The sequence below is a fragment of the Aquaspirillum sp. LM1 genome (assembly GCF_002002905.1).
Lineage (GTDB): Bacteria > Pseudomonadota > Gammaproteobacteria > Burkholderiales > Aquaspirillaceae > Rivihabitans.
Genome location: NZ_CP019509.1, coordinates 954,108 through 965,472, shown reverse-complemented (window position 1 = coordinate 965,472; position 11,365 = coordinate 954,108). Strand labels below are relative to the sequence as shown.

The following is an 11,365-nucleotide window of genomic DNA, read 5'->3' as shown; positions in this document are numbered from 1 at the left end:
GACGCTGTTTGTTGAGGATTCATCCATCCCACGCTGTGGTGAGTTTCTGGATTCCCGCCTACGCGGGAATGACGGAGTGGGACGCGATGGGCGGTGGATTGAATGATGGTGGCGAAGTATCTCAGGGAGTGGCTTTTGGTGAAAATCAGGTAACGGTTGCACACCGCCGCCAGGTTTTCCACTCCCTTCCGCGTCGTCCCCGCGCAGGCGGGGACCCAGGCAAGTTTCCACCGCGTGCTGACGGTGAATCGGGTGTGGCCGCTGTCCGACGATGGACGATAACGGATGCCAGACCATGCTGTGGTGAATTTCTGGATTCCCGCCTGAGCGGGAATGACGATGCTAATCGGGCGGCGCACTGGCCCGGTTTGAGCCATTTTTTTCAGCCCCCGGCTTGCTGGGGGCGCATTTTATTGAAAGCCCTTGCCAAGCCTTATGGAATTTATCAGCCTGTTGCTGGACTTCATCCTGCATATCGACCGCCACCTGGCCGAGCTGGTTGTCGCCTACGGCCCGTGGATTTACCTGATCCTGTTTCTGATCATCTTTTGCGAAACCGGCCTGGTGGTGACCCCCTTCCTGCCGGGTGATTCGCTGCTGTTTGTCGCCGGCACGCTGGCGGCGTTGGGCAGTATGAATATCCACCTGCTGGTGGCGCTGCTGATTGTTGCCGCCATCCTGGGCGACGCCTGCAATTACCAGATTGGCCGTCATGCTGGCGTGCGCTTGTTTGCCAATCCGGATTCGCGGATTTTCCGGCGCGAATACCTCATCCGCACCGAAGCGTTTTACGCCCGGCATGGCGGCAAGACCATTGTGCTGGCGCGTTTTGTGCCCATCGTGCGCACTTTTGCCCCGTTTGTGGCCGGCATGGGCCATATGGCTTATCTGCAATTTGCCCGCTTTAATGTGCTGGGCGCGCTGTTGTGGGTGGCCAGCTTCAGCTACGCCGGCTATCTGTTTGGCAACCTTCCGGCAGTCAAAAGCAACCTCAGCCTGCTGATTCTGGGCATTATTGTGGTCTCCATCCTGCCTGGCGTGATTGAAGTCTGGCGACAACGGCGAGCGTCGGCATGAGCGCGCGCATCCAGCGCCTGCCCGACCATCTGGTTAACCAGATTGCCGCTGGCGAAGTGGTCGAGCGCCCGGCGGCGGCGCTGAAGGAACTGCTGGAAAACAGCATCGACGCCGGTGCCACCCGAATCAGCGTGGATCTCGCCGATGGCGGTACCCGGCTGATCCGGGTGAACGATGACGGCAACGGCATTGCCGCCGACGATCTGGCGCTGGCGCTGGACCGCCACGCCACCAGCAAAATCCAGTCGCTGGGCGATCTGGAGCGGGTGGGCACGCTGGGCTTTCGGGGTGAAGGGTTGGCCAGCATTGCTGCCATTTCCCGGCTGACGCTGACCAGCCGCCCGCCCGGTGCCGACATGGCCTGGCAGATTCTGGCCCAGGACGGCACGCTCTATCCGGCGGAACCCGCCGCCCACGCCGAAGGCAGCACGGTGGAAGTGGCCGACGTGTACTTCAACACCCCGGCGCGGCGCAAGTTTCTTAAAAGCCCGGCCACCGAATACGCCCACTGCGAAGCCACCTTCGAGCGCATTGCCCTGGCCCACCCCGAAGTGGAAATGACCCTGCGCCACAATGGCAAGGTCAGCTGGCGGCTGGCCCGGCACAGCCTGGAACAGCGCGTGGCGCAGCTGCTGGGCAGCGAATTTGCCCAGACCGCGCTGACCGTGGACGCCGATGCCGCCGGGCTGCGCCTGCAGGGCTTTGCCGGCAGCCCCACTCTGGGTAAAACCAGCCGCGATGCGCAGTATTTTTTTGTCAATGGCCGCTTTGTCCGCGACAAACTGGCCGGCCACGCCGTGCGTCAGGCCTACCGCGACGTGCTGCACCACGAGCGCCACCCGTGCTATGCGCTGTTTCTCACCCTCGACCCCGCCGGCGTGGATGTGAATGTTCACCCCACCAAAGTGGAAGTGCGTTTTCGCGAATCCCAGGCGATTCATCAGTTCATTTTTCATGCCGTGAACAAAGCGCTGGCCGCCAGCAAGGCCGGCGAATCCGGCCCAGCCAGCCCTGCCGATGCAGACACCGACAGCGCCTCCACGTCGTTGCCAACCAGCCCGCCTGACGACAGCCGCACGGGCCGGCCCGCCCTGCTAGGCAGCTTTACCCCACCCGCCGTGCGCCCGGCCAGCCGCTACGAAGCGCCGCGACAAAGCCCGCTGCCGCTGCAAGTGGCCGACAGCGCCCAGGGCTTTTACGCTGCGCTGTTTGCCGACGTGCGCGACAGCGAACGCGCCGAGACACCCGCCGCTGCATCCGCGCCAGCCGAACCCACGGCCACATCGACCCCGCCGTCAGCCTCCACCGCCGCCGCCGTGCCACGTCAGCCCAACGCCGACCCCGGCCTGCCGCCCCTGGGCTTTGCCCTGGCCCAACTGCACGGCGTATACATCCTGGCGCAAAACGCGAGTGGGCTGATTGTGGTGGACATGCATGCCGCCCACGAGCGGATTGTGTACGAACGGCTGAAACAGCAATTTGACAGCCAGCAACTGGCCACCCAGCCGCTGCTGCTGCCCATTGCCTTTGCCGCCGACCGGTTAGAAACCAGCCTGGCCCACGATCACGCCGACGTGCTGGCCGCACTGGGGGTGGAACTGGCCGAGCTGGGCCCTGGCCAGCTGGCCGTGCGCGGCATTCCCGCCCTGCTCAAAGACGCCGACCCGCTGCCGCTGGTGCGCGCCATCCTGCACGATCTGCGCCAGTGCGGCAGCAGCCAGGCACTGACCGAACACCGCAACGCCCTGCTGGCCACCATGGCCTGCCACGGTGCGGTGCGCGCCAACCGCAGCCTGACCCTGCCGGAAATGAACGCCCTGCTGCGCGACATGGAAGCCACCGAGCGCTCCGGCCAATGCAACCATGGCCGCCCCACCTGGCGTGCCCTCTCGATGAAAGACCTGGACGCGCTGTTCATGCGCGGCCAGTAACCCCCCACGCCACCATGACCAACACCTCCACCCCTCTGCCACCCGCCATCCTGCTGATGGGCCCCACCGCCTCCGGCAAAACCGGCCTGGCCCTGGCCCTGGCCCGCCATCTCCCGGTGGAAATCATCAGCGTGGACTCCGCCCTGGTTTATCAGGACATGGACATCGGCACCGCCAAACCCAGCGCCGAAGAACAAGCGCAAGTGCCGCACCATCTGATTGACATCATCGACCCGCTGCATGCCTACTCCGCCGCCCAGTTTGCTCACGATGCCCGCCAGCTGATGGCCGACATCACCGCGCGCGGGCGCGTGCCGCTGCTGGCCGGCGGCACCATGCTGTATTTCAAGGCACTGCAAGACGGCCTGTCCGACCTGCCCGCCGCCGACCCCGCCGTGCGCGCCGAGCTCGACCAACAGGCCGCCGAACGCGGCTGGCCGGCACTGCACGCCGACCTGGCGCGCATCGACCCCGCCACCGCCGAACGCCTGGCCCCCAACGACGCCCAGCGCATCCAGCGCGCGCTGGAAATCCACCGCCTGACCAGCCAGCCAATGAGCGCTCTGATCGCCGAACGCCAGCACGACCCGCTACCCTGGCAGCTGCTGAAAATTGCCCTGCTGCCCAGCGACCGCAGCGTGCTGCACCAACGCATCGCCACCCGCTTCACCCAGATGCTCGACGCCGGCCTGCTGGACGAAGTGCGCCAACTGCGCCAACGCTACCCCGGCCTGCACACCGGCCTGCCGTCCATGCGCTGCGTGGGCTACCGCCAGGCCTGGCACCACCTGGACGGCGACATCGACCGCCAGCAACTCATCGACCAAGGCATCGCCGCCACCCGCCAACTGGCCAAACGCCAGCTCACCTGGCTGCGCGGGATGGATGGGTTGCTGGAGGTGGATTGTTTGCTGGAAGGGGAGGCGATGTTGGGGCGGGTGTTGGGGGCGTGGAAAAGCACGATGTCGGAGTAAAGCAGTGGGGGGCATAACATATGGCAACGCCCCGCAGCCGGTGGCGTACCTACGGAATCATTCCCACGCAGGCGGGAAGCCAGAACCAGGCCACAGCGACAGCGTGACATTGCGGCAATCCGCACCAGACAGCAACAAAACCCACCCCACCACCAGCACGCCGTAGCCACTTAGCGCCTCCGCGTACTCGGGCGGAGGCGATGCAGCAGAAAAAGAAATACCTAACTGTTGCATCCCGTGTGATCATATTCCAATTCGTAGCAGGCCACTCTTCTGGGCAAGAGACATGATGCGTGGTCTAATTGAGACCTTGAAAGCGGAGCAATCAACATGAGTGAAGTCCACGCCCAGGCTCGAACCACCCCTCGTACGCGAGCGGAGATCAAGAATTCAGCCGCATCGTTGCTTGAGTTGGCAAAACGCTACAACATCAGCGTGGCAACCGCACGCAAGTGGAAACAGCGCGACAGCCCGGAGGATTTATCCCATCGCCCGCACAAGCTCTGCACCACGCTGACTCCGGCACAAGAGGCGATTGCCGTGGCCTTGCGAAGCCTGACGCTACTGGGATTGGATGACCTGGTCGCTGTGGTGCGCGAATTCATCAATCCAGACGTCTCTCGCTCTGGGCTGGATCGCTGTCTGCGCCGCCATGGCGTGGCCAATTTGCGTCAACTGCAAGCCCAGGCGCTGGCTGATGCCGGCCAGGTTGAGCCACAGGTCAAAACCTTCAAGGATTACGAACCTGGCTTCCTGCACATGGATATCAAGTACTTGCCGCGGATGCCTGACGAGAAAGAGCGACGTTACCTGTTTGTAGCCATCGACCGCGCCACACGCTGGGTGTTCATGCATATCTATGCCGACCAAAGTGAGCAAAGCAGCGTGGACTTTTTAAACCGGCTGGAACGCGCGGCACCGATGAAGATCGTCAAATTGCTCACTGACAACGGCAGTCAGTTCACCGACCGCTTCACCAGCAAAAAGCGTGAGCCAACCGGACGCCACGCCTTTGATGTCCGTTGCATGACGCTGAATATTGAGCACCGCCTGTGCCCGCCGCGCCACCCGCAGACAAACGGGATGGTTGAGCGCTTCAATGGCCGAATCAGTGAGGTGGTGAACCAGACCCGATTTGCTTCAGCGGCTGAGTTGGAGACAACGCTTAAGCGCTATGTGAACACTTACAACCAGCAGATTCCGCAGCGTGCGCTCAACCATCTTTCGCCCATTCAGGCGCTGAAAGAATGGCAGAAGAAAAAACCTGAATTGTTCAAGAAGCGCATTTATAACCAGGCGGGACTTGACACTTATGGTAGTCGTAGTAGGAAGCCACTGCCTGGCTGCCCAGCGCGGTGGCAACAGCATTACGGGCCATTGCCCGGTATTCGTGCTGACTCAGGCCTTGGCCTGCCTGATGAATGGCATCCAGATTGACACCACCATGGGTATATATAGAACCATCCTTGTACACCACCGCCAGAATCTCGCCACCAGGGCTGCGAAAAATGCTGTCGGCTTCCATTCGAAGGTTTTCTTCAAGGGCTGCATCAAGTTTTTTCTTGATTTCTTCATCACTCTTCAAGAGCTCTTCAAACTGCTGTTTCATTTTTAGAAACGCGATCTTCTCTTCCTCGGTGGGCTTGGGTAAAAGCATATAGCGGATATTATCGTGCGTGGTGTTAGCCAAGGCCGGATCGAAAGTAAAGGAAAATCCGGCATTCGGCGATTCTTTCTGGATTTTATCCCATTTGGCCTTGGTTGCTAATTGCTCTGGGCTGCCGGCGTAGTTGGGGTTGCTGGGGTAACTGGATAAGAGGGATCCAATGTCGATTTGCATGGTGAGCTCCAAACTGCATGGTGGTCAGCCAGCCGACTGGCCGAGCGGCTTAAATCAAGGCTGGCACAACTGACTGCGCCAGCCTCGCAGGCAGGCATCAGGCACGGCGGTAATACGCTTTTTCTTCCAGGGAAATGTCTCTGAGCGTGGGGGCCGGCTTATGGTAGTCGTAGTAGGAAGCCACTGCCTGGCTGCCCAGCGCGGTGGCAACAGCATTACGGGCCATCGCCCGGTATTCATGCTGACTCAGGCCTTGGCCTGCCTGATGAATGGCATCCAGATTGACACCACCATGGCTATATATGGAGCCATCTTTGTACACTACGGCCAGAATCTCGCCAGCAGGGCTGCGAAAAATACTGTCAGCTTCCTGGCTAAAAAATTTTTCAAGCACTTCAGGGGACTCGAGTTTTTTCTTGACTTCTTCATCACTCTTCAAGAGCTCTTCAAACTGCTGTTTCATTTTTAGAAACGCGATCTTTTCTTCCTCAGTTGGCTTGGGTAAAAGCATATAGCGGATATTATTATGTGTGGTATTAGCCAAGGCCGGATCGAAAGTAAAGGAAAATCCGGCGTTCGGCGATTCTTTGTAGAATTTATCCAATTCAGCCTTGGTCGCTAATTGCTCCGGGCTGCCGACGTAGTTGGGGTTGCTGGGGTAACTGGATAAGAGGGATCCAATGTCAATTTGCATGGGAAGACTCCAAGCTGAATGGTGATCAGCTGCTTGTTTGCACAAGCAGCTAGAGAATGTGACGTGACTGGCCGCGATGATCCGCTGACGAATCAGAGGCTACACCACATTAAAATATTGGGAAAGATTAACGGTGTAATCACTGGTTTGCAAATACTCGATGGTATAAATGCCTCCCAGGAAAAAATTGGTGATGGCCACCCCTTCGTTCAGTTGGCCATCGCTGGCATCAGCCACACTTGAAAGATACAGGTCATTATTGTACCTGCCAGCGTAGACCTGGTTCAGCGTCAGGTTGGGGATTTGCACTATGTCGATACCACCACCGTAGTCGGGGGTAAAACTGGATGTGACACCATCATTGATGCGGTCCTGACCTTGACCTATATAAGCCACATACAGATCATTGCCAAACCCGCCGAGGAGATCGTCGAAGCCCGCACCGCCATCCAGAACATCATTGCCATCGCCGCCGTGCAGCAAGTCAACGCCGATACCGCCAGAGAGCCGGTCATTTCCTGATTCACCAAACAAGGCATCGTCGCCGCCATTTCCATACAAAATATCATTTCCTGTGCCACCATAGATAAAATCAACATATTTGCTGCCGTTGACAGTATCATCCCCTCCGAGTGCACTATAGCCATGGGCATCTTCACCTGGCTTCATTTCCATTGTGCTCATATTGAAAATATCATTGCCTTCTGAGCCAGTGCGAATTGAGTTAATGGTCTAATTCTCAACCATACGACCCATGCTAAGCAAAGCGAAATTGACCGTCAATCCGTAAAAATACCATTTGGCTAATAAAATCTACTATCACTTGCCAAGTGAGTTGGCACGGAGCGGATGGCGGGCAGCCTTGGGCGGCGGCGCAGGCACTGACGGCTGTGGCTGCGGCTGGCTGGCAGGCGTGAAGAAAAGGAGGCGACGGGGATCGCTGGCCGGGAAATCCGGCGCAGGGCCATGGGGAGAAGATTGGGGTTGCCGGACAGGGCTGCCGGTGAGGCGGGGCTTGCACTGGTGAAGTGCCGTGGGCTTGCTGGGCTGAACACGCGGCACGCGTTCAGCCCCAGGATCAGCTTTTTTTCTCCCCCACATCACGCAGCACATGGCTGAGCAAGGCGCGCAGCCGGGCGGGGCGCACCGGTTTGCCCAGCCAGGCCCAGCCGGCCTGTTCGGCGGCCTGGCGCAGTTCGGCGCTGTGGTCGGCGGTAATCAGCGCGGCGGGCACGTTCTGGCCCAGGTGCTGGCAGATGCGCTGGATGGCTTCGCTGCCGGTGGCTCCGTCGTCCAGGTGGTAGTCGGCCAGAATCGCGTCTGGCATCAGGCCGTGGGCGTCAAGCAGGGTGATGGCGGCGTCGGCGCTGGGGGCGGCCAGGGTTTGATAGCGCCAGTCTTCCAGCAGCGTGACCATGCCTTCCAGAATGGCCGGGTCGTTGTCGATCAGCAGCAGCCGTGCACCTTCGGCCACGGCGGGCGGCTGGCTGGCGGTGACGGGGTCGTCACGCGGCGCGTCGAACTGCACGGCGGCCGGGCGGCCATATGGCACGTCGATGGCAAAGCACGAGCCCCGGCCAAACTGTGAGCGCACATGCAGGCGGTGATCCAGCGCCCGCGCCAGGCGATGCACAATGGCCAGCCCCAGGCCCATGCCCTTGTGGCACATGCTGCTGTGCTCGGACAGGCGGATGAATTCGCCAAATACGCTGGGCAGCTTGTCGGCTGGAATGCCTGCGCCCTGGTCCCACACGCCGATGCGCACGCCGCCGTCAATGCGCCGGCAGGCCAGCAGCAGGCTGCCGCGCGGAGTGTAGCGAATGGCATTGGACAAGAAGTTGCGCAATACCCGGCCCAGCAGCACCCAGTCGCTGTGCACGATGGCGCTGCAGCTGCGCACCCGTAGCGACAGCCCGCGCGCTTCGGCCAGCGGGGCAAATTCGGTGCCCAGCTGGTCGAGCAGGGCGGCCAGCGGAAAGTGGCGCTTGTCGGTTTCTACCGCGCCGGCATCCAGCCGGGAGATTTCCAGCAGGGTGTTGATCAGGTCATCCACCGCTTCCAATGAGGCCCCGGCGTTGTCGGCCAGCCGGGCGGCGGCGGGCGGCAGCGGCTGGCCGGCCAGCGAGGCCAGAAACAGCCGGGCGGCGTTCAGCGGTTGCAATAGATCGTGGCTGGCAGCGGCAAAAAAGCGGGTTTTGCTGCGCTGGGCTTCTTCGGCGGCGTGGATGGCTTCCTGCAGCCGGGTATTGGTGTGGCTGAGTTCGATAGTGCGTTCAGCCACCCGCTGTTCCAGTTGCTCTTTGGCGTGTTCCAGCGCCTGGGCGGCACGGCGGCTGTCGGTGATGTCCTGAATCAGGGCAAAAAAGCCCAGCACGCCGCCGTGGTCGGGGTCGAAGTGCGGAATGAATGTGGCCTTGGCAAATTCGATATTGCGTCGTGGGGCCGGCAGTTCCAGCTCAAATACCGAGGCGCGCCCTTCCAGTGCGCGCTCGACATAATGGCGGCGGCCATCAAACAAGCGCGGGCCGAGCACGTCGCGCATCGGGCGGCCATTGATATCGCGGCGCGGGATACCAAACCAGTCTTCGTAGCCCTGGTTGGTGAAGCGGTAAATCTGCTGGTTGTCCACGTAGGCAATCAGCGCCGGCAGCGCGTCGGTAATCAGCCGCATCTTGGCTTCGCTGTCGCGCAGCGCCTGTTCGGCGGCCTTGCGTTCGCTGATGTCGGTGTAGGTCATGGCAAACCCGCCATCCGGCATTGGGTTGTACTGCACTTCCAGGGTACGGCCACGGGTGCCGGCCATTTCCAGCGCGCCCGACAGCGGGCAGCACAGTGTGCGTTCGCGGGCGCTGATGCGCCGGCCCACGCTGAGCGCCTGCGGCGACAGGCCAATCAGATCGGAAAAACGGTGGTTCCACGCCAGCAGCGCGCCATCCGGGTCGAACACGGCGATGCCCTGGCGGATGCTGTTGAGCGTGGCTTGCAGCAGCAGAGAATGCGCGGCCAGGTCGCTTTCGCGCAGGCGCATTTCCTGACGCTTGATGTCGGTGATGTCGGTGTAGATGCCCACCCGGCCACCGTCGCCGGTGCGCCGTTCGCTGATGCGCTGCCAGGTGCCATCGGCCATCGACAGCATCAGGCTGCCTTCTGGTTCGCGGTGGTAGGCCAGCCGGCGCTGCAGCCAGCCAAACGGGTCGTCGCGCGCTTCCAGCACGCCGCCGTCGCTGACCACTGCCGCCAGAAAGTCTTCAAAGCGCAGGCCGGGGCGAATCATGCTGCGCTGGTTGGGAAACAGATCCAGAAAGCGGCGGTTGCAGCGTGCCAGGGTGTCGTCCGGGTGCCACAGGGCAAAGCCGTCGGCGATGGTGTCCACCGCCACGTCCAGCCGGCCCTGGGCGGTTTCGGCGGCGCGCTTGGCCTGGGTGAGGGCAAAGTTGGCGGTTTCCAGCTCGGCCATGGCTTGTTCCAGCGCGCGGGTACGCTCCTGGATGCGGTGTTCCAGCTCCACCGCCACCTGAAAAAACGTGAACGAGTTGCCGTTATCGGCCAGGCCCTGCTCCACCCGGCGCATCAGCGCGGTGTTGATTTTTTTCAGCTTGGTGTTTTCCCGCTCCAGGGCGGCCAGCCGCAGCGCGCTGCTGTTGACATCATTCATGCCGGAAGTCCGTATCCAATCGCAATGCCGGTAAAGGTCTGGTTGACGTGCATGGCGTTGAATTGCTCGCCATAGGTGTTGAAGCCAACCACATGGTTGGCGGCCAGCAGGTCGGACAGGCGGTTGCGGGTGCTGCTGTCGTGTTCGGCCAGGGTGCGCAAAATACAGTCGCAGCCCAGCACAATCTGCAGCGGCCCCAGCCGCTGGCGCAGGCCCTCGAAGGTACGCGCCAGGTTGACCACCACGTCGTGCGAGCGGGTGCCGGACAGCACCAGCCCTTCGTCGATGGCGCAAAAAAAGCTCAGGCTCATGTCCGGGTTCACCCGCTGGATCGAGCGCACATAGGGCACGCCACCCACTTGCAGCACCAGGGGATGGGCGGCAAATGCCTGTGGGGTGAGTTTTTCCGGGGGCAGGCCCAACAGCCGCGCGTATTCGGCGGCGGCGGGTTCGGCGTTGATTTCGGTGACAATGCGCCGGTCGGCGTCGGCCTCGGTAATCACCACCCGTTCGCCGTAACCGGCAGCGTGTTCGGATTTGAACACCTCAAACGGGTGGCGGGTGCTGACCAGCACCAGCACGGCGGCGTTGCTGACAAACTGGCCGTCCACCAGCACGGCGGTGCGTTCAAAGCGCATATTGTCGCCGGCGGAACCGCCAAACATCGGGATATCGCCCAGCGCGCGCGACAGCCGGCTGGCAATCTGTTCTTCCCGCGCCGACAGGCCGTCGATCAGCAGCAGGGCAAAGGTACGCCGGTCGATGGCAAACGGCGAGCGCCGGCCCAGCTGGTGGCGTGCGCCCATCACCACGCCCAGCGCGTCGGACAGGCTCAGCCCCGGCAGGTCATCGATGCGTTGGGCCACTGCGCAAAAGTCTGGTGTAGCAAAGCTGACCGCAGCAATCGAATGATGCTGATAGCCACTGGCGCTGATTTCACCTGCTGTGGTGCAGCCCACCACCAGGGTATGGGCAAAGCGCCGGTTCAGCGCGCTGGCCAGCGCATCGGGTGGGTAATCGGGTGAGGCAAAAATCAGCACCAGGCTACAGTCAGGCTGGTCGAGCTGGGCGTGCAGCTCGTCAACGGCAGCGTCAGCGTCGGCCAGGGTGGTGTGGCCGCGCCGCACCTGCGGGGCAAAATTCATGATGGCGTGTCTCCTCCCGCGTGCGGCCCCCGGTCGAATGCCGGGGTGT

Annotated in this window: 8 protein-coding genes and 1 pseudogene; 4 read left to right on the top strand and 5 right to left on the bottom strand. The window is 61.7% G+C overall.

What is annotated here, in order from left to right; all coding sequences use genetic code 11:
* The first annotated feature begins 435 nt into the window (after nt 1–435).
* The 4 genes and pseudogenes from BXU06_RS04255 to BXU06_RS04240 form a co-directional block, all read left to right on the top strand.
* Nucleotides 436–1,077: a DedA family protein gene (locus BXU06_RS04255; protein ID WP_077297141.1), complete on the top strand. Its 642-nt coding sequence runs from the start codon at nt 436–438 to the stop codon at nt 1,075–1,077.
* Nucleotides 1,074–3,008 (top strand): DNA mismatch repair endonuclease MutL, encoded by a 1,935-nt coding sequence (gene mutL, locus BXU06_RS04250; protein WP_077297139.1) that lies wholly within the window; start codon nt 1,074–1,076, stop codon nt 3,006–3,008. The genes BXU06_RS04255 and mutL overlap by 4 nt, the downstream gene beginning before the upstream one ends.
* Before the next feature lie 14 nt (nt 3,009–3,022).
* Nucleotides 3,023–3,982 carry a tRNA (adenosine(37)-N6)-dimethylallyltransferase MiaA gene (miaA, locus tag BXU06_RS04245; protein ID WP_077297137.1) on the top strand — a complete coding sequence of 320 codons (960 nt, stop codon included), beginning with the start codon at nt 3,023–3,025 and terminating at the stop codon, nt 3,980–3,982.
* Nucleotides 3,983–4,312: 330 nt separating this feature from the next.
* Nucleotides 4,313–5,290: pseudogene (locus BXU06_RS04240) on the top strand (IS481 family transposase); the annotation flags it as partial.
* On the opposite strand, the gene BXU06_RS17235 reads toward BXU06_RS04240, so the two are convergent.
* The 5 genes from BXU06_RS17235 to nosP all read right to left on the bottom strand — a co-directional run bounded on the left by BXU06_RS17235 (nt 5,256) and on the right by nosP (nt 11,316).
* Nucleotides 5,256–5,822 (bottom strand): DNA replication initiation control protein YabA, encoded by a 567-nt coding sequence (locus BXU06_RS17235; RefSeq protein WP_150125098.1) that lies wholly within the window; start codon nt 5,820–5,822, stop codon nt 5,256–5,258. The pseudogene BXU06_RS04240 and the gene BXU06_RS17235 sit on opposite strands and share 35 nt — an antisense overlap.
* Before the next feature lie 97 nt (nt 5,823–5,919).
* Nucleotides 5,920–6,516 (bottom strand): hypothetical protein, encoded by a 597-nt coding sequence (locus BXU06_RS04235; RefSeq protein ID WP_077297135.1) that lies wholly within the window; start codon nt 6,514–6,516, stop codon nt 5,920–5,922.
* A gap of 99 nt (nt 6,517–6,615) precedes the next feature.
* Nucleotides 6,616–7,200: a calcium-binding protein gene (locus BXU06_RS04230; RefSeq protein ID WP_150125097.1), complete on the bottom strand. Its 585-nt coding sequence runs from the start codon at nt 7,198–7,200 to the stop codon at nt 6,616–6,618.
* Between the two features lie 394 nt (nt 7,201–7,594).
* Complete coding sequence (locus BXU06_RS04225; protein WP_077297131.1) at nt 7,595–10,171, bottom strand: NahK/ErcS family hybrid sensor histidine kinase/response regulator; 2,577 nt, start codon at nt 10,169–10,171, stop codon at nt 7,595–7,597.
* Complete coding sequence (nosP, locus tag BXU06_RS04220; RefSeq protein WP_077297129.1) at nt 10,168–11,316, bottom strand: nitric oxide-sensing protein NosP; 1,149 nt, start codon at nt 11,314–11,316, stop codon at nt 10,168–10,170. The genes BXU06_RS04225 and nosP overlap by 4 nt, the downstream gene beginning before the upstream one ends.
* Between the last annotated feature and the right edge of the window lie 49 nt (nt 11,317–11,365).

What these genes read in the sequence shown, in the direction of transcription:
- BXU06_RS04255 (WP_077297141.1), top strand. Translation starts at nt 436, where the DNA reads ATGGAATTTATCAGCCTGTTGCTGGACTTCATCCTGCATATCGACCGC.
- mutL (WP_077297139.1), top strand. Translation starts at nt 1,074, where the DNA reads ATGAGCGCGCGCATCCAGCGCCTGCCCGACCATCTGGTTAACCAGATT.
- miaA (WP_077297137.1), top strand. Translation starts at nt 3,023, where the DNA reads ATGACCAACACCTCCACCCCTCTGCCACCCGCCATCCTGCTGATGGGC.
- BXU06_RS17235 (WP_150125098.1), bottom strand. Translation starts at nt 5,822, where the DNA reads ATGCAAATCGACATTGGATCCCTCTTATCCAGTTACCCCAGCAACCCC.
- BXU06_RS04235 (WP_077297135.1), bottom strand. Translation starts at nt 6,516, where the DNA reads ATGCAAATTGACATTGGATCCCTCTTATCCAGTTACCCCAGCAACCCC.
- BXU06_RS04230 (WP_150125097.1), bottom strand. Translation starts at nt 7,200, where the DNA reads ATGAGCACAATGGAAATGAAGCCAGGTGAAGATGCCCATGGCTATAGT.
- BXU06_RS04225 (WP_077297131.1), bottom strand. Translation starts at nt 10,171, where the DNA reads ATGAATGATGTCAACAGCAGCGCGCTGCGGCTGGCCGCCCTGGAGCGG.
- nosP (WP_077297129.1), bottom strand. Translation starts at nt 11,316, where the DNA reads ATGAATTTTGCCCCGCAGGTGCGGCGCGGCCACACCACCCTGGCCGAC.